Origin of the sequence: Streptomyces sp. NBC_01166 (genome assembly GCF_045039765.1) — a bacterium.
In the GTDB taxonomy this organism is placed as follows: Bacteria; Actinomycetota; Actinomycetes; order Streptomycetales; family Streptomycetaceae; genus Streptomyces.
The window spans coordinates 7481533-7499337 of record NZ_CP108613.1 but is presented as its reverse complement, the minus strand read 5'-3'; the positions used below and the strand labels follow the sequence as shown (position 1 = coordinate 7499337).

The following is a 17805-nucleotide window of genomic DNA, read 5'->3' as shown; positions in this document are numbered from 1 at the left end:
ATCTCCTGAGGGAGTCGGTGTCGTCATTATGGTCTGGATTCAGGACGGAGCGAGAGCTCGGCGGTGAACGGAGCACAGTCAGGGATCGCCCGAACCGTGCCACGTGGGGTCCCGCCTCAGGCGCGCGGCTGGCCGTACACATGCTCGATCCGCAGGGTCAGGACGACTCTGCGGTCCTGGACCATCACCCGGCGGTAGTCGTCCCAGTCCGGGTGCTCACCCCGCACGTCCCGGTAGAGGGAGACCAGTTGCTCCACGACCGCGTCGTGCGGGTCGGCGGCGGGCGGGGTCAGCTCGGCGGTGACATCGGCGACGGTCCAGGCCCACCGGTCCTCGCTGGTCACGTGGTAGCTCGCACGCGGGTCCCGGCGGAGATTGCGGGTCTTCGCACGCCCCTCGGTGATGGACACGCGGATCACCCCTTCTTCGGGGTAATAGGCGTGGTTCACATTGGACAGCTGGGGCCTGCCGTCACGCTTGAGGGTGACCAGCACCCCGCCGTCGTACTCCCCGAAGAGTCGTAGCAGCGCCGCACGCGAGGGTTCCGTCATGCCGACTCCAACGTCCGTACCCCCCGCAGGATTCCGCATCGGGCGTACGACGATGTCACATCCGGTGTTCCACACGCGTTGACAGCCGCGTCCCACCCTCTTGATACTGACTCGCTGTTCAGTAAATCGACCCAGGTGAATCCAGGAGCCGCCCGATGCAGTCCCTCTCCCCCGCCCCGCTGGTGTCCCTGACCTGGACGGACCACGTCACCGGCACCGAGGGATACCTCGTCGTCGACCGGCTGGTGCGCGGGGTGTCGAGCGGGGGCCTGCGGATGAGGAAGGGCTGCACTCTCGCGGAGGTGGCCGGCCTGGCACGGGGCATGACCATGAAGGAGGCCCTGCACTTCGACGCCGGCGCCCCGCGGACGCGCTACATCCCGCTGGGCGGGTCCAAGGGAGGCATCGACTGCGACCCGCGCGATCCGGCCGCCTACGGGGTGCTCGTCCGCTTCCTGCGGGCGATGCGTCCGTACATCGAGAACGTCTGGACGACCGGCGAGGATCTCGGGCTGAGCCAGGATCTCGTCGACCGGGCCGCGGCCGAGGCCGGCCTCGTCTCCACGGTCCAGGCGGTCTATCCCCTGCTGGACGACGAGGTGGGCGCACGGCGACGGCTCGCGGACGCCTTCGCGGTCACGGTTGACGGGATCGGGCTGGACGAGCTGGTCGGTGGGTGCGGGGTCGCGGAATCCACGCTCGCCGCACTGGACCGGGCGGGTGTGCCACACCTCGGTGCCCGGGTCTCCCTCCAGGGGCTCGGCACCATGGGCGGGGCGACGGCCCGCTTCCTCTCCCGGGCCGGACTGTCCGTCGTCGCGGTCGCGGACATCAAGGGCACCATCGCCAATCCCGCCGGCCTGGACGTCGAGGCACTGCTGGCCGCCCGGGACGCACACGGGGCGGTGGACCGGCGCGCGCTGGGCGACGGGGACCAGGAGCTGCCGGCCGACGCCTGGCTGGCCGCCGACGTCGAGGTGCTGGTCCCGGCCGCGGTGTCGTACGCCGTGGACGCCGTGAACCAGGCCTCGGTCACGGCCCGTTGGGTGGTCGAGGCGGCCAACATGCCGGTGCTCCCGGAAGCGGAGACACTGCTGGCCGAGCGCGGAATCACGGTTCTCCCCGATGTGGTCGTCAACTCCGGTACGAACGCGTGGTGGTGGTGGACGCTGTTCGGGGACATCGGACCCGATGCGGAGGAGGCGTTCGGACACACCCGCCGCTCGATGCGCGTCCTGACGGACCGCGTCCTGGAGCGGGCGGCCGCGGACGGCTGCACCCCGCGGGCGGCGGCGCACGCGCTCGTCGCGGACCGTCTGCCGGTGATGGCGGAGCGGTTCGGCTGGTACCGGTAGGCCCTGGGCACGGGGGCCGGATGCCGGCGCCGGAGCGTTGGTTAGGGTAACGGCGTGGCGAGAGTGCGGCTGAGTGTGGCGGAGCGACGTGAGGAGCTCCTGCGAGCTGCCGTCGAGCAGATCGAGGTCCGGGGCGTGTCCGCGGTCAGGATCGCCGATGTGGCCGCCGTTCTCGGGGTGAGCAACGCGCTGGTGCTCTACCACTTCTCGTCGAAGGAGAAACTGGTGGCCGCCGCGTTCGCGTACGCGGCGGAGGCCGATCTCGCCCATCTGCGCAAGCTGCTGACCCGGCGCACCAGCGCGGTCCGGCGGCTCAGGTCCGCCGTGCGCTGGTACGCGCCGACCGGACAGGCCAAGGGCTGGCGGCTGTGGATCGAGGGCTGGGCCTCCGCCCTCCGTGACCCGGTGCTGCGCGAGGTGGCCGGAGACCTCGACCAGCAGTGGAAGGCCGAGCTGGCCGAGGTGATCGAAGAGGGGGCCGCGGCGGGCGAGTTCCACTGCGACGACCCGATGTCCGTGGCCTGGCGGCTGACAGCGCTCCTGGACGGGCTGGCCGTCCAGATGACTTCGTACGCGGGTCCGCTCTCCCGGGCCACCATGCTGCAGTGGACCGAGGAGGCGCTCGCCCGCGAACTCGGCATCGACCACGAGGTCCTGACCGCCTGAGGGGCAGGCGCTGCTGCGCCTACCGGAGCGGATACCTGCCCGCCCGGTGCGGGTATCCGCATCGGACGGGCTCGTTCCGCCGGGCCCGGCCCGGCGTCCGCTCCCCGTGGCCGGCCCCCGACGACGGGGCAGCGGCCGAGCGGTCAGAGCGGCAGGAGGTCGGGGCGCTTGGCCTCGACGTGATCCCCGGAGGACTCCCCGCGCAGTCGGCGGCCGATCCACGGGACGAGGTATTCGCGCGCCCACTGGATGTCGTCGCGCCGGACCTCGAGCGCTCCGCGCTGTACCTGCGGGGGCCACACCTGGTCGGGGTCGGCCGGCACCTGGAGGCCGAGGACCTGGGCGGCCCGCAGCGCGACGCGGGTGTGTCCCTCCGCCGAGAGGTGCAGCCGGTCGTTGTCCCACGCCCGCCTGTCCTGCACGGACCGCAGGGACCACAGGTCCAGCACCGGGCAGTCGTAGCGGTCGGCGATGGACCGGACATGGGCGGTGTACATGGCGATCTTGCCCCGCAGATGCTTGAGCACGGGGATGCCACGGGTGTCGAAGCCGGTGGTGACCATGACCGTGCCGACCGCCTCCGTCAGGTCGGCGACCGCACGCTCGAAGCGCTCTGCCACATCGTCCGGGTCGGAGCCGGGACGGAGGATGTCGTTGCCGCCGGCGCAGAAGCTCACCAGATCAGGTGCCAGCTGCTTGGCGCGGGGGACCTGTTCCTCGACTATCTGGTCGAGGAGCCGTCCGCGTACGGCGAGATTGGCGTACCGGAAGTTGCCGTGCGTGTCGTCCGCGGGGGCGACCACCGCGCCGGGAACCGGGAGCTGGTCCGCGAGGAGCACCGCGAGCCGGTCGGCCCAGCCGACGAGTGTCCCGCCGGGGCCGGGGTCTCCGACGCCCTCGGTGAAGCTGTCGCCAATCGCTGCGTACGACCCGATGATGCCTCGTTGTTTGTTTCTCGAATCGTCTGCCACAAGGGCTTATCTTGCACCTTCGATTGTGACCTACGCGACCGTAATAAGGGGTTGACGGGTGGTGAGAAAGACCACCCGGTCAGTTTTTGGTAAAGCCGGAATAAGGGGAGGGGCGGTGCGCAAGCGCGCACCGCCCCTCCCCTTCAGCCCGGGATGACACCCTCGGATGGCGTGTCTCAGATGGAGACGCCGTGCGAACGCAGGTAGGCGATCGGGTCGACGTCGGAGCCGTAGCTCGGGCCGGTCCGGACCTCGAAGTGGAGGTGCGGGCCGGTGGAGTTGCCGGTGGTGCCCGAGAGGCCGATCTGCTGGCCGCCGGTGACGGTCTGACCGGCCGAGACCTCGAGCGAGGACAGGTGGGCGTACTGGGAGTACATGCCGTCGCTGTGCTGGATGACGACCTCGTTGCCGTACGAGCCGCTCCAGCCGGCGGAGACCACGGTGCCCGGGCCGATGGACCGGACGCTGGTGCCGGAGGCCGCCTGGAAGTCGGAGCCGGTGTGGTAGCCGCTGGACCAGCTGGCGCCCGAGGCGCGGTACTGGGTGGTGACGTTGGCGTTCTCGACCGGGGTGACCCAGCCGGAGCCGGTGCTCTCCTCCGACGCGCCGGTGTCGGCGGTCTTGGCCGCGGGAGCGGACGTCGCCTCGGCCGGTGCGGCCTTCTTCTCGGCCGGAGCGGCCTTCTTCGCCGCCGACGGGGCGGACTTGGAGGGCGCGGCCTCGGCGGAGCCGGAAGCCTTGGCGCCGAGGGTCAGCTTCATGCCCGGGAGGATCAGGCTGGGGTTCTCGCCGACGACGTCACGGTTGTCCTGGTACAGCTTCTGCCAGCCGCCCTTGATCTTCTGGTCGCCCGCGATCTTCGCCAGGTAGTCGCCGGAGACCACGGAGTAGGTCTTCGGGGCGCTCTTCGCCGAGGCCGGGGCGCTGTGCGCGGAGGCGGACTTGGCGGCCGGCGCGGCCTGCTCGGCGGCGTGTGCGCCGGTGGCGCCGATCAGCGGGAGGGCAAGAACGGCGCCGCCGGTCCCTGCGGCAAGGACGCCTCGGGAGATCGGGCCGGTCTTCGTACGACGGTGCTTGCCTTTTGCGGGCATGGGGATTTCCTCTCCGGCGCCTGCGAGGTGAGCTGTCGGGTTCGGACTGGAGATGCCCGGCCGCGCGGTGCGCGTCTTGACCCCGAGCCGTACCGGATCCCTCCGGCCGGCGGCTTACCTGGTTCCCCCGCTCCTGCCACACGTGAGTCGGTGCGGATTCCGGGCGGCGGCAGGATTAGGCGTTCCGTCCGGATTGACCGTGACCGTAAGCGAGCGGGGACGTCGCGAACAAGCCGTGGATTCCGGACCGGAATCCACGCTTCATTTCCGGCGCGGAATTCCCGTCACACTCCGTGGATTACCGATCTTGGCTTTCCGCACGGCGTCCGGAATACCCCCCGGCACCCTCACCACACACCGTCACGGATATGATCCCGCTCACCTGCCTCACCTCATCTCCCGCACAAGCGGGGCATGTTCTGCTAAATACACCAATACGGACATGACGCGATCTCGTCCGCCCAGGGAGACCAGGACCACGGCAGCCGAGACAGTTGTCCGATGCAGCCATGTCGTATCGTCGCGGGCGTGCCCCCGTCGGCGAGCGGCGCCGACGCCCGACACCCCAGGAGCCCTTGTGACGCAGCTGCCAGAGGTCCCGCCGGTCGGCCCCGAGCCGACGGACATCGACCTGACCGGTGTTCGCAACTTCCGCGACGTCGGCGGGCTTCCGACCGTCGACGGCAGCACCGTGCGGTACGGGCGCCTCTACCGCAGCGGCCACCTCGCCCACGCCACGGAGGCCGACGCCGCCTTCCTCGCCGGGCTCGGGCTGCACACGATCTTCGACTTCCGCAACGCGGCGGACCACAAGCTCGACGGTCTTGACGTGGAGCTGCCCGGCGTCCGGAATGTCAGCATCCCTCTCTCCGACCCGGCGGACGGCGCGGAGTTCTGGCGGCTGGTGCGCGACGGCAACATCCAGCAGCTGCGCTCGATCCTGGCCGACGGCAAGGGGACGGGGCGGATGATCGCCTCGTACCGTTCGATCATCAAGGACCGCACCGCCGAACACAGCCGTGTGCTGCACGCGCTGGCCGAGGACAGCGTGCCGGCGCTGATGCACTGCGCGGCGGGCAAGGACCGGGCCGGCCTCTCGATCGCGATCTCCCTGCTCGCGGTCGGCGTCGAGAAGGAGGCCATCGAGGCCGACTACCTCAAGTCGAACGACGCGCACCGCCGCTACAAGGTGCGCCGCAGCGACACCTCAGCGGTGGGGATGTCCGACGAGGTGATGGAACTGCTCAATCCGCTCTTCGGCGCCCGTGCCGAATACCTCGCCGCGGCGTTCGAGACCATCGACGAGATCTGGGGCAGCACGGACCGGTATCTCCTGGAAGGGCTGAAGATCAGCGCCGAGACCCGCGCGAAGCTGCGTGCCCGACTCGTCGAGGGCGCGTGACGCCGGGCGTCAGCCCTTGCCGGCCACGGTGAAGAGAAGGAAGAGGAAGCCCGCGATGACGTGTCCGGCCACGAGATAGGCGAAGAGCCGGATCACTACGCCGCGGGGCATCCGCCGCTCCTGCGTGTCCTTGCTCTTCGGCCTGCGCGGGGTGAGCGGGTCGTAGTACTCCGAATCGGACATGACAGTCCTCTCTACCGGCCGCTCGGGCCGGGGTGGCGAAGGGGGCGCACGGTACGGGTGTGCGGGTTCAGAGCCGGTGGATCCCGCTGCCCAGGCACAACTCGGCGGCCGGGCTCTGCAGCAGCGTGTGAACGAAGAGCAGTCGCGCCCCGCCGGGGTCGAGAGCCGCGATCCGGTGCGGGGTGAGCGAGTCGAAGTGCGCACTGTCCCCCGGATCGAGGTCGTGCACGGTCTCGCCGAGCACGACCCGCAGCCTGCCGTCGAGGACGTAGAGCCACTCCTCGCCGGGGTGGACGCGCACGAGGTCGTCCTCCACGCCGTACGGGACACGGACGTGCAGCGCCTGCATGGCGCGGCCCGGCCCGCCCGCCTGCCGGTAGAGCCAGCCGCCCGGCTCGTTCGAGCGGGGCGTGCCGGCGGGCGGGCCGCCGCGGACGATCGCGTCACGTTCGGGCGGCATCTCACCCAGGAGCTCGGAGACGGTCGTACCGTAGACCCGGGCGAGGCCGAGCAGCATCGGCAGCGAAGGCTGCCTCCGGCCCGTTTCGAGCCGGGAGAGGTGGGCCGGGGAGAGCCCCGCCCGTCCCGCCGCGCTCTCCAGGGTGAGGCCGCGATTGCGGCGCAGGTCGCGTAGGCGTGGCGCGACCCCCGGGAGCTCGTCGGCCACCCCTCCGTCAGGAGGATTCATGCCTCCATTGGGCCAGGATTTATCCTCTGAGGCAAATAATTTGCCTCAGAGGCAACATCAGCGGTTGACCACGGCCTGTTTCACCAGTGTCCTGCCGAAGTCCCACATCAGCCCGCCCCCGCTGTGTGCGTCGTCCATGACGGCGGTGAAGGCGGTGACGAAACGGTCGACCTCCGGCTCCCCGATGACCAGCGGCGGAATCAGCTTGATCACCTCCAGGTGATCACCGGAGACCTGGGTGAGGATCCGGTGCTTCTGGAGCAGCGGCACGACCACCATCTGGGCGAAGAGCCCCTTGCGGGCGGCCTGCAGCATCGCCCAGCGGCTGCGGAGCTTGAGGGAGGACGGCCGGCCGAACTCGATGCCGATCATCAGGCCCCGGCCGCGCACCTCGTGCATCAGCTCGTAACGGCCGACCAGAGCGGCTAGCCGCTCGCGCAGCAGATCACCGGTGCGGCGGGCGTTCGCGACGGTCTCCTCCTGCTCCATCACCGCGAGGACGGCGAGCCCGGCCGCCATTGCCTGGGCGTTGGAGCCGAAGCTGGCGGAGTGGACGAGGACCCGGTCCATCGAGGAGTAGACGCGCTTGAAGATCCAGTCCTTGCCGAGCGTCGCCCCGACCGGGACATAGCCGCCGGAGAGCGCCTTGGCGACACAGAGCAGGTCGGGTTCGACGCCCTCCTCGTGCTGGTACGCGTAGAAGTCACCGGTCCTGCCGAGCCCGGTCTGCACCTCGTCGGCGATGAGCACGGCCTTGTGCCGGTGAAGCAGATCCTGTGCCTCGCGCAGGAAGCCGGGCGGTGAGGCGTGGACGCCCTTGCCCTGGATCGGCTCCACGACCAGCCCGGCCACGTCGCCGCGCTTCAGCTCGCGCCGCAGCGCGTCGAGGTCGCCGAGCGCGATGGCCGTGTCCGGCAGCAGGGGCGCGAATCCGTCGCGGAAGCCCTTCTCACCGTTGACGGAGAGCGAGCCGGTGGTCAGTCCGTGGAAAGCGTGGTCGCAGTAGAGGATCCGCGGCTTGCCGGTGGCGTACCGGGCGAACTTCAGCGCGGTCTCGACCGCCTCCGTACCGCTGTTGCCGAAGAACACCCTGTCGAGGTGCGGGCTGTGCGCCAGCAGCTTCTCGGCCAGCAGTCCGGGCAGCGGCTGGCAGTCGAAGCGGGTGAGGTCGGCCAGCGAGGCGTCCAGGACGTCGTGGAGCGCCTTGCGTACGACCGGATGGTGCCTGCCCAGCCCCATCACACCGAAGCCGGCGAGCATGTCGAGGTAGTCGTTGCCCTCCGCGTCCCAGAAGTGCGCACCCTCGGCCCGCTCGTAGACCTTGTCGAAACCGAGGGTGTGGAGCATCCGCGGCAGCTGGTGGTTGAGGTGCCGGGTGTGGAGCTCGTAGCGTTCGGCCCCCCGTTCCGCGAGGAGCCGCGTCAGATCGAAGCCCGGCTGTTCGTCCTTCATGCCCCGTTCTCCTTCGGCATGTTCCGCTCTCGCACGGTCGTGCGGCGCTCCAGCACCGCGCTGATGCGTCCGGCGATCTCCACCGGAGTGAGCCCGATCTCGGCGAGTACCTCACCACGCCCGGCGTGAGCCAGGAACTGCTCGGGGATGCCGAACGTCCGCAGCGGTACGTCGACGCCCGCGTCCCGCAGTGCCTGTCCGACGGCCCAGCCGACCCCGCCCGACCGGCTGTTGTCCTCGACGACCGCCACCAGCCGGTGCTGCGCGGCGAGCGCGGGCAGCTGCTCGTCGACCGGTTTGACCCAGCGCGGGTCGACGACCGTGCAGCGGATTCCGGATCCGGCGAGCAGGTCGGCGGCCTGCAGACAGACCGGGGCGAGCACGCCGACGGCCACCAGCAGGACGTCCGGGTCGGGGGCCCTGTGCAGGACGTCCATCCCGCCGATCCTCCCGACGGCCGCGACGGGCTCCCCCACCGACTCCTTGGGGAACCGCACCACCGTGGGCGCGTCGTCGACGTCGAGGGCCTCGCGCAGCTCCTCACGGAGCCGGTCGGCGTCGCGTGGGGCCGCGATCCGCAGACCCGGGACGACCTGGAGCACGGACATGTCCCACATGCCGTTGTGCGAGGGGCCGTCGACCCCCGTGACACCGGCCCGGTCCAGCACGAAGGTCACCCCGCAGCGGTGGAGGGCGACGTCCATCAGCAGCTGGTCGAAGGCCCGGTTGAGGAAGGTCGCGTAGACGGCGACGACCGGGTGCAGACCTCCGGTGGCCAGCCCGGCGGCGGAGACCGCCGCATGCTGTTCGGCGATCCCGACGTCCCAGATCCGGTCGGGGAACTTCTCCGCGAAGCGGGTCAGCCCGACCGGATGCAGCATCGCCGCGGTGATCGCGACGACGTCCGGGCGCTCGGCCCCGATCTCCGCGATCTCGTCGCCGAACACCGACGTCCAGGAAGGCGCGGCGGGCACGACGAGTGGTTCGCAGGTCAGCGGGTCCATCCTGCCGACCGTGTGGAACCGGTCGGCGTCGTCGGCCAGGGCGGGCGCGAAGCCACGGCCCTTCTCGGTGATGCAGTGCACCAGCACCGGGCCGTGGAAACGCTTGGCCCGGTGCAGTGCGGACTCGACCGCCGCCGTGTCGTGTCCGTCGACCGGGCCGACGTACTTGAGGCCCAGGTCCTCGAACATGCCCTGCGGTGCGAAGGTGTCCTTGAAGCCCTTCTTCGCACCGTGCAGCGACCCGTACAGCGACTGTCCGATGACCGGCGTCTGCTGGAGCACCTCCTTGCCCCAGGACAGGAAGCGCTCGTAGCCGTCGGTGGTGCGGAGGGTGGCGAGGTGGTCGGCGAGCCCGCCGATGGTGGGAGAGTAGGAGCGCTCGTTGTCGTTCACGACGATGATCAGCGGGCGGTTCCTGGCCGCGGCGATGTTGTTGAGCGCCTCCCAGGCCATTCCGCCGGTGAGGGCCCCGTCACCGATGACCGCCACGACATGACGCCCGCGCTCCAGTACCTCGTCGGCCTTGGCGAGGCCGTCGGCCCAGCCGAGCACGGTGGAGGCGTGGGAGTTCTCGATGACGTCGTGCTCGGACTCCTCGCGGGAGGGGTAGCCGGAGAGGCCGCCCTTGCTCCGCAGCTTGGAGAAGTCCTGCCGCCCGGTCAGCAGTTTGTGCACGTAGCTCTGGTGCCCTGTGTCCCACAGGATCCGGTCCACCGGTGAGTCGAAGACCCGGTGCAGGGCGATGGTGAGTTCGACCACGCCGAGGTTGGGGCCGAGATGACCGCCCGTCCTCGTCACCGCCCGGATGAGGAACGCCCTGATCTCCTCGGCGAGTTCACCGAGTTCCGGTCGGCTCAGTGCCTTGAGATCCTGCGGCCCCTTGATGGATTCCAGCATCGTCACGCCCGGGCCCCTCTCTCTGCTCCTGCTATCGGCTCACGGTCACGGCGGGAGCCCCGCCGGGTGCCCCCGCTTCCTCCATACCCTCCGCGATCTTCATGGCTTCCTCGATGAGGGTCTCCACGATCTTCGACTCGGGCACGGTCTTGATGACCTCGCCCTTCACGAAGATCTGACCCTTGCCGTTGCCCGACGCCACACCCAGATCGGCCTCACGGGCCTCACCCGGACCGTTCACGACACAGCCCATCACCGCGACACGCAGCGGGACCTCCATGCCCTCCAGACCCGCACTGACCTGATCCGCGAGCTTGTACACATCCACCTGCGCACGCCCGCACGACGGACACGACACGATCTCCAGCCGGCGCTGCTTCAGATTCAGCGCCTCCAGGATCTGCAGACCGACCTTGACCTCCTCCGCCGGCGGCGCCGACAACGAGACCCGGATCGTGTCCCCGATCCCCTCCGAGAGCAGCGCCCCGAACGCCACCGCCGACTTGATCGTCCCCTGGAACGCCGGACCCGCCTCCGTCACACCCAGGTGCAACGGATAGTCCGACTGCGCAGCCAGCTGACGGTACGCGTTCACCATCACGACCGGGTCGTTGTGCTTCACCGAGATCTTGATGTCCCGGAAACCGTGCTCCTCGAAGAGCGACGCCTCCCACAGCGCCGACTCCACCAGAGCCTCCGGCGTCGCCCTGCCGTACTTCTTCAGCAGCCGCGCGTCCAGCGAACCCGCGTTCACCCCGATACGGATCGGAGTCCCCGCGTCCCCCGCCGCCTTCGCGATCTCCTTGACCTTGTCGTCGAACTGCTTGATATTGCCCGGATTCACCCGGACCGCCGCGCAGCCCGCGTCGATCGCCGCGAACACGTACTTCGGCTGGAAGTGGATGTCCGCGATCACCGGGATCTGCGACTTCCTCGCGATCGTCGCCAACGCGTCCGCGTCATCCTGCGTGGGACACGCCACCCGCACGATCTGACAGCCCGAAGCCGTCAGCTCCGCGATCTGCTGCAACGTCGCACCGATGTCCGACGTACGCGTCGTCGTCATCGACTGCACCGAGACCGGTGCGTCCCCGCCGACCGCCACCGACCCGACCTGGATGCGCCGCGAGGGGCGGCGCACCGCGAGAGGCCGGGCCGGCAGCTCCGGGAGACCCAGTACGACCGGCCCTCCTTCTCTCATGACGTCACCGGTTCCCGCCGATCGTCTCCCGGGCCGCTCGCAGGGATTCCTTCAGCGACCCCATGGTGGCGAGCACCGCGGTGGGCTCGTAGCCGCAGTGCGCCATGCAGTTGGCGCAGCGCGGGTCCTTGCCGCGGCCGTACTTCTCCCAGTCGGTGTCCTCGATGAGCTCCCGGTAGGTGGGGACGTACCCGTCGCTCATCAGATAGCAGGGCCGCTGCCAGCCGAAGAGCGAGTAGTTGGGGATCGCCCAGGCCGTGCAGGCGAAGTCGGCCTTGCCCTCCAGAAAGTCCAGGAAGAGCGGCGAGTGGTTGAGCCTCCAGCGGCTCCGGTTGCCGCCCGCGAAGGACTTCTTGAAGAGCTCGCGGGTCTGCTCGACACCCAGGAAGTGCTCCTGGTCGGGGGCCTTCTCGTAGGCGTAGGCGGGCGAGATCATCATCTCGTCGACCTTGATCTCGTCGTTGAGGAAGTTCAGCACCTCGATGACGGTCTGCGGGGTGTCGGTGTTGAAGAAGGTGGAGTTGGTCGTGACCCGGAAGCCGCGCTGCTTGGCCTCCTTCATCGCCTCCACCGCTTCGTCGAAGACGCCTTCCTTGGCGACCGACTCGTCGTGCCGCTCGCGCAGCCCGTCGATGTGCACCGCGAAGGCGAAGTACGGCGACGGGGTGAACTTGTCGAGCTTCTTGCGCATCAGCATGGCGTTGGTGCAGAGGAAGACGTATTTCTTCTTCGCCACCAACTGACGCACGATTTCGTCGATCTGCGGGTGCATCAGCGGCTCGCCACCGGCGATGGAGACCATCGGGGCGCCTGATTCCAGCACCGCCCCGACCGCCTGGGCGACCGGCATGCGCTGCTTGAGCACTCCGGCCGGATGCTGGATCTTCCCACAGCCCTCGCACGCCAGATTGCAGGCGAACAAGGGCTCCAATTCGACGATCAGCGGGAACTTCTCACGCTTGCGGAGCTTCTGTTCGAAGAGATACGTCGCAACCTTGATGGACTGACGGAGCGGCATGGCCATCTGGGCTCACCTCCTGGGGAGCAGCAAAGATCGGTGCCATTCATGGAAAGCCGGAAGGACAGCACGAAGAACGCGGAATGCCGATATTCCACCGCGGACCGTGCCGATGCGGACGAGCTCATGCTCTGGGGCGTCCACGACCACCCGTACGGCGGCAACGGGGCGTGGCCCCGTCCGTACGGCGGTGCGGAGGGTGGCGGCGGACTCCATGTCCACCGCGATGGCGCCGGTGGCCCGGAGCGAGGCCCGCTCCGGACCCCGGACGACATGTGCGGAGCCGTTGAGCGGACCCGTGTGGACGGTACGTCCGGGCGCCGCCCTGACCAGCGCGTCGACCAGCAGGCCGGTGCCCGTGCAGGCGGTGGTGCCGCCGTGGTCCCGGGTCTCCTCGGCCACCACCAGATCGCCCGGGTGCATGCCGGGTTCCAGCCCGGCGCAGAAGCCGGAGGCGATGACCGCGGTGCCTCCGGCCCCGTCCAGTCCCAGGGCGAGCCGGACGGCGCTCTCGGCGGCCCGGGGGCCCATCCCGGACCTGATGATGCTCACGGGCCCGGGGCCCGGGGCGCCTCCCCTCCTGCCGGTGCGCAGGGCGAAGCGCTCGATGCCGAGCGCGCAGGCGATCAGCAGCGGCGTGGTGGGACCGGGCGGCTCCTGTGGACCCCCCATCGGCTCAGGCCCCCTTGCCGGTGCCCGCGCCGATACCGGCAGCGGTTGCGAAGGGATCCCCGTAGACGTACCGGCCGAGGGCGGTGAGGGGGAAGACCTGCCGGTACAGGTGGTAGTTGATGGAGAAGTCCCACGGGAAACCGGTCCCGGTGAAGTGCGGTTCGTCCCAGGACCCGTCCGGCTGCTGGGTCCCGGCCAGCCAGGCGACGCCCCGTTCCACGGACCTGCTCTCCCGCTCCCCCGCCGCCAGGAGGGCGAGGAGCGCCCACGCGGTCTGGGAGGCGGTCGAGGTGCCGTGGCCGATCCACTTCTCCTCCCGGTAGGACCGCAGGTCCTCACCCCAGCCTCCGTCGTCGTTCTGGACGGACTTCAGCCATTCGGCGGCCCGCCGCACCGACGGGTGCGCGGCCGGCAGCCCGGCGGCGATCAGCGCGGGCACCACGGAGCCCGTCCCGTAGATGTAGTTGACGCCCCACCGCCCGAACCACGCGCCGTTCGCCTCCTGTTCGGCGAGCAGCCACTCGATGCCCCGGCGGGTACGGGGGTGGTCCGCCCGCCCCTCGACGGCGAGCATCTCCACCACGTGTCCGGTGACATCGGCCGACGGCGGGTCGATGACCTCGCCGAAGTCGCAGAACGGCAGGCGGTTGGGGAACGGGCTCGTGTTGTCCGCGTCGAAGGCTCCCCAGCCGCCGTTGCGTGACTGCATGCCGAGGTTCCAGCGCACTCCGCGCGCGATGGCCGACTCGACCCTGGCAGGGTCGGGGTGGCGGACTCGGCGCAACGCCAGGACGACTTCGGCGGTGTCGTCGATGTCGGGGTAGTTGTCGTTGTGGAACTCGAACGCCCAGCCGCCCGGCGCCAGTTCTGGCTTGCGTACGGACCAGTCGCCGGGCCGCACGATCTCCTCGCCGAGCATCCAGTCGGCCGCTCTCACGAGCGCCGGATGGTCGGGACTCACCCCCGCGTCGGCGAGGGCGATGGTGGCGAGGCAGGTGTCCCAGACCGGCGACTGGCAGGCCTCGATCATGCGGGCGCCGTCCTCACGCCACACGGTGAACCGGTCGAGCGACTCGAGCCCGGCCCGCATGACCGGATGGTCGAGGTCGTAGCCGAGCAGGTGCAGGGCGATGACGGAGTACACCGCGGGGGGCTGGATGCCACCCCAGCAGCCGTCGTTCTCCTGGCGTTCGATGATCCAGCGGGCGGCGGCGTTCATGGCGCTGCGCCGCAACCTGCGGGGGGCCACCTTGTGGTAGAGGTGCAGCGCCTGGTCGAGCCGCTGGAAGAGTCCGTCCCAACTCGCGGCCGGTGCGGCGGGCTTGGGCGGATTGGGGCACGCCGGATCGGTGTGCAGCTCGTCGAGGGTGAAGGGGGCGGGCCGTACGGGCCGCTTCGCGGACACGATGGTGAGCGGCACGATGGTCTGGCGGGCCCAACATCCGAAGTCGTAGATGTTGAGCGGGACCCACTTCGGGAAGAACATCAGCTCGGGCGGGAGCTCGGGCAGGTCGTCCCACTTCCACCAGCCGAAGAGCGCGAGCCAGATCCGGGTGAAGACGCGGGACTCCGCGATGCCGCCCTGTTCCCTGACCCAGCCCGCCGCGCGGATCATGTGGGGGTCGTCCGGCAGATCGCCGGCCAGCCTCAGCGCGACGTACGCCTCGATGGTGGCGGAGAGGTCGGCCGGCCCCTCGTAGAAGGTGTTCCAGGTGCCGTCGCCCATCTGCTCGCCCCGGATGAAGCGGGCGGCGGCCTTGACGGTGTCCGGGTCCTGGATGCCCAGGAACTGACGGAGCAGCAGGTCCTCCGCGTCCATGGTGACGTTGGTGGCGAGGTCTCCCTTCCACCAGCCCTGCTCGTCCTGCCTGCCGAGGAGGTGCTCCACCGAGCGTTCCGCGGCCTGCCGCGCGACGGCCAGGATGTCGTCCGCGGCGTTGGTTGATTCGGTCGGATCGCTGGTCGAGGCTGCGCGGAGGTTCGCGGCCCCGGTGCTTCCGTCGGTCGTCGCTGTCATGGCTTCCCCTTCGTGCAGTCTGGTCCTCTGCTGTGCTGGGGTCTCCGTCGGCGGGCGCCCCGTGGGGCGCCCGCCGGCGACTGCGAGTCATATCTGGATGGTCATCATCTCTTTCGTACGACCACGAAGTCGGCGAGCTCGGTGAGCTGCGCCCGTACTCGTTCCGGCATGTCGACGCCGTGCAGCGCCTCGATGGCTACCGCGTGCTGACGGCGGGCTTCCTGGGCGGTCCATTCACGGCCGCCCGCCTCCTCGATGAGTGCCGCACGCGCGGCGAACTCCTCTTCGGAGAAGCTGTCGAAGTCGTTGCTCTTCGCGTCGGCGGCGAGCAGCTCGCCCAGGCGCTCCGAGGCCGGGCCGCCGGCGGCGAGCGCGGCCACGACGGGCAGGGACTTCTTGCGCTGGCGCAGATCGCTCCAGGTCTGCTTGCCCGTGGACTCCGGGTCGCCCCAGATCCCGAGCAGGTCGTCGACCGCCTGGAAGGCGAGGCCGAGGTGGTAGCCGTACGCCTCCAGGACGTCGGCCGTACGGTCGTCGGCTCCGCCGAGCACGGCGCCGATGGAGACGGCGCAGGCGAGCAGGGCACCCGTCTTGTTGCCCTCCATCTCCAGGCACTCCTCGACGGTGACCCGCTCGCGGTGCTCGTAGGAGATGTCCTGGGCCTGACCGTCGATCAGCTTGCGGCTGGCCGTGGTCAGCCGGCGGGCGGCCCGCCCGGCCTCGACGGTGCCGAGCTCCAGCAGGATCTCGTTGGCCAGCGCGAAGAGCGCGTCGCCGACGAGGATCGCCTGGGCGGGGCCGTGCACCTTCCAAACGGTGTCACGGTGCCGGCGCTGCTCGTCACCGTCCATCAGGTCGTCGTGCAACAGCGAGAAGTTGTGCACGAGTTCGACAGCTACGGCTCCGGGGATGCCGGCCTCTGCCGGGGCGCCCGCCGCTTCCGCGGACAGCAGGGCCAGTGCGGGACGCACGGCCTTGCCTCCGTCGCCGTCGGCCGGCCTGCCCTTGGCATCGATCCAGCCGAAGTGATAGGCCGCGACGGTGTCCATGGGCGGCGCCAGCCGGTCCACGGCAGCTCGCAGCACCGGCGCTGACAGGGCCCTTCCGCGCTCCAGAAGCACGGTGACGTCCGTGGTGTCCGCCACGGTGTCGTAAGCCGGATTCGCCGGGGTCACAGACTCTCCTCTTGTTCCGGTGGTACTGCTCATGCCGCCTCCTGCAGCGGATGTTCGTGTGGCCGGCCGAGGGCCTGGAGCGCGGCGTCCGCGGCACTGAAGCCGCTGCGGACGGCACCCTCCATCGTGGCGGGCCAGCCGGTGGCGGTCCATGCTCCCGCCAGGTGCAGCCCGGGGGCGCGGGTGTGCGTGCCCGGCCGCAGGCGGCCCACGCCCGGCGTGGGTGCGAAGGTCGCGGTGCGTTCGCGGGTGACGAAGAAGTCGCGGATCCCGGCCCCTCGCGCTGCCGGCAGGAGCCGTTCGAGCTCGGGCAGGTACCGCTTGCGCAGCTCGGCGACGGGCAGGTCGATCTCGTCCTGCGCCGCGGACTGGGACACCGCGAGGTACTGCCCGGCGCCCTGGAGGCCGGAGGACGCCGTGCGGTCGAAGACCCATTGCACGGGTGAACCGAGCGCGGCGAAGAACGGTCTGCGCAGCACCTCGCGGTCGTAGACGACGTGCACGTTGAGGATCGGTGCGTCGGTGAGGTCGAGCAGCCGGCCGGGGTCGTCGAGCGCTCCGTCGGGCAGCAGCCGGTGGGTCTCTCCCTGCGGCACGGCGAGGACGACGGTGTCCGCCTCGAACCGTTCGCCGTCGGTCTCGACGGCCCAGCGGCCGTCCTCGGCGCGGGTGAGGGAGCCGGCCCGGGTGCGCACATGGATCTCGACACCCGCCGACTCGAGCGCCTTGCGGGCGAGGGTGTCGTGGAGGTCGCCGAGCGGCACGGCCGCCCAGCCGATGTCGGCGGCGCCCGGCTCGGAAAGGAGCCCCGTCTTGAAGACCTTCGCGGCCAGCGCCATGGAGGCGTCGGGCGCGGTGGCGTTGAGCGTGGCGACGCCGACGAGGTCCCACAGGGCCTCGATGGCGCGGCTCGACTGTCCATGGCGGCGGAGCCAGGTGGCGAAGTCGATGCCGTCGAGCGCCGGGTCGGCGGGGTCGAGACGGCCCAGCGCCAGTGCGGCGCGGGCGACCCCGGCCTTGTCCCCGAGCGAGAGGTGAGGGTAGGCGGCGAGCCCGCCGGCGAGGTGCAGCGGTACGGGCAGTCCGGTGCGGCGCAGCCGTCCGAGCCGCGGTCCGGCGGGCCGGCCCACATCGAGTACGGGCACGTCGAGACGGTCCTGCAGAGGGGCGAGGTGGGCCCCTTCGATCCGGTCCAGGAACCAGCGGTAGGCGGTGCAGCAGCGCAGGTAGACATGCTGGCCGTTGTCGACGGACAGGTCGCCGCGCCGGAAGGAGAAGGCGAGCCCGCCGAGCCGGGGGCGGCCTTCGAGCAGGGTCACGTCGAGCCCCGCGTCCGCGAGACGCAGCGCCGAGGTGACGCCCGCGAGGCCGCCGCCGACGACCACTGCCCGGGAGGACCGAGGGTTCCGGCCGGTCATGCCTGCTCCCTTCGCCGTGTCGTCGCGGACAGGGACGCACCGCG

16 protein-coding genes and 1 riboswitch are annotated in these 17805 nt (G+C 70.3%); of the genes, 3 read left to right on the top strand and 13 right to left on the bottom strand.

Annotated elements, in window-relative coordinates; translation table 11 throughout:
• Positions 1-116 precede the first annotated feature (116 nt).
• Positions 117-551 (bottom strand): PPOX class F420-dependent oxidoreductase, encoded by a 435-nt coding sequence (locus OG379_RS33895; RefSeq protein WP_405666940.1) that lies wholly within the window; start codon positions 549-551, stop codon positions 117-119.
• Positions 552-706: 155 nt separating this feature from the next.
• Here OG379_RS33895 and OG379_RS33890 point away from each other — a divergent pair, with 155 nt between their 5' ends.
• The gene (locus tag OG379_RS33890) at positions 707-1906 is read left to right on the top strand and encodes a Glu/Leu/Phe/Val dehydrogenase dimerization domain-containing protein (protein ID WP_405666938.1); all 1200 of its coding nucleotides are present in this window, start codon (positions 707-709) and stop codon (positions 1904-1906) included.
• A gap of 54 nt (positions 1907-1960) precedes the next feature.
• Positions 1961-2572 (top strand): TetR/AcrR family transcriptional regulator, encoded by a 612-nt coding sequence (locus OG379_RS33885; protein ID WP_393766591.1) that lies wholly within the window; start codon positions 1961-1963, stop codon positions 2570-2572.
• Between the two features lie 143 nt (positions 2573-2715).
• On the opposite strand, the gene OG379_RS33880 is transcribed toward OG379_RS33885, so the two are convergent.
• Together OG379_RS33880 and OG379_RS33875 are read right to left on the bottom strand one after the other, a co-directional pair.
• Positions 2716-3543 carry an SGNH/GDSL hydrolase family protein gene (locus OG379_RS33880; protein ID WP_405666937.1) on the bottom strand — a complete coding sequence of 276 codons (828 nt, stop codon included), beginning with the start codon at positions 3541-3543 and terminating at the stop codon, positions 2716-2718.
• 176 nt (positions 3544-3719) lie between these two features.
• On the bottom strand, positions 3720-4634 hold the full coding sequence (locus OG379_RS33875) for a peptidoglycan DD-metalloendopeptidase family protein (protein WP_405666935.1): 915 nt from the start codon (positions 4632-4634) through the stop codon (positions 3720-3722).
• A 4-nt stretch (positions 4635-4638) separates the two neighbouring features.
• Positions 4639-4797, bottom strand: a riboswitch (cyclic di-AMP (ydaO/yuaA leader).
• 414 nt (positions 4798-5211) lie between these two features.
• Between OG379_RS33875 and OG379_RS33870 the strand changes: the two genes are divergently transcribed.
• Complete coding sequence (locus OG379_RS33870; protein WP_405666933.1) at positions 5212-6036, top strand: tyrosine-protein phosphatase; 825 nt, start codon at positions 5212-5214, stop codon at positions 6034-6036.
• Between the two features lie 9 nt (positions 6037-6045).
• On the opposite strand, the gene OG379_RS33865 is transcribed toward OG379_RS33870, so the two are convergent.
• From OG379_RS33865 to hpnE, 10 genes are all read right to left on the bottom strand, one after another.
• Positions 6046-6219, bottom strand: coding sequence for a DUF6126 family protein (locus OG379_RS33865; RefSeq protein WP_393767442.1), 174 nt, complete (start codon positions 6217-6219; stop codon positions 6046-6048).
• A gap of 67 nt (positions 6220-6286) precedes the next feature.
• Positions 6287-6907, bottom strand: a complete 621-nt coding sequence (locus tag OG379_RS33860) for a helix-turn-helix domain-containing protein (protein ID WP_405666932.1) — start codon at positions 6905-6907, stop codon at positions 6287-6289.
• A 57-nt stretch (positions 6908-6964) separates the two neighbouring features.
• A complete protein-coding gene (locus OG379_RS33855) occupies positions 6965-8359 on the bottom strand; it encodes an aspartate aminotransferase family protein (protein ID WP_405666930.1) in 1395 nt (464 codons plus the stop codon).
• Positions 8356-10266 (bottom strand): 1-deoxy-D-xylulose-5-phosphate synthase, encoded by a 1911-nt coding sequence (gene dxs, locus OG379_RS33850; protein WP_405666928.1) that lies wholly within the window; start codon positions 10264-10266, stop codon positions 8356-8358. The genes OG379_RS33855 and dxs overlap by 4 nt, the downstream gene beginning before the upstream one ends.
• A 25-nt stretch (positions 10267-10291) precedes the next feature.
• Positions 10292-11461: a flavodoxin-dependent (E)-4-hydroxy-3-methylbut-2-enyl-diphosphate synthase gene (gene ispG, locus OG379_RS33845; protein WP_405666927.1), complete on the bottom strand. Its 1170-nt coding sequence runs from the start codon at positions 11459-11461 to the stop codon at positions 10292-10294.
• A gap of 4 nt (positions 11462-11465) precedes the next feature.
• Positions 11466-12485, bottom strand: coding sequence for an adenosyl-hopene transferase HpnH (gene hpnH / locus OG379_RS33840; protein ID WP_393767432.1), 1020 nt, complete (start codon positions 12483-12485; stop codon positions 11466-11468).
• A 6-nt stretch (positions 12486-12491) separates the two neighbouring features.
• A complete protein-coding gene (locus tag OG379_RS33835) occupies positions 12492-13151 on the bottom strand; it encodes a 1-hydroxy-2-methyl-2-butenyl 4-diphosphate reductase (RefSeq protein ID WP_405666926.1) in 660 nt (219 codons plus the stop codon).
• Between the two features lie 4 nt (positions 13152-13155).
• Complete coding sequence (gene shc / locus OG379_RS33830; protein WP_393767428.1) at positions 13156-15168, bottom strand: squalene--hopene cyclase; 2013 nt, start codon at positions 15166-15168, stop codon at positions 13156-13158.
• A gap of 104 nt (positions 15169-15272) precedes the next feature.
• Positions 15273-16376 (bottom strand): polyprenyl synthetase family protein, encoded by a 1104-nt coding sequence (locus OG379_RS33825; protein WP_405666925.1) that lies wholly within the window; start codon positions 16374-16376, stop codon positions 15273-15275.
• Positions 16373-17761, bottom strand: coding sequence for a hydroxysqualene dehydroxylase HpnE (gene hpnE, locus OG379_RS33820; RefSeq protein WP_405666924.1), 1389 nt, complete (start codon positions 17759-17761; stop codon positions 16373-16375). The genes OG379_RS33825 and hpnE overlap by 4 nt, the downstream gene beginning before the upstream one ends.
• Positions 17762-17805 lie beyond the last annotated feature (44 nt).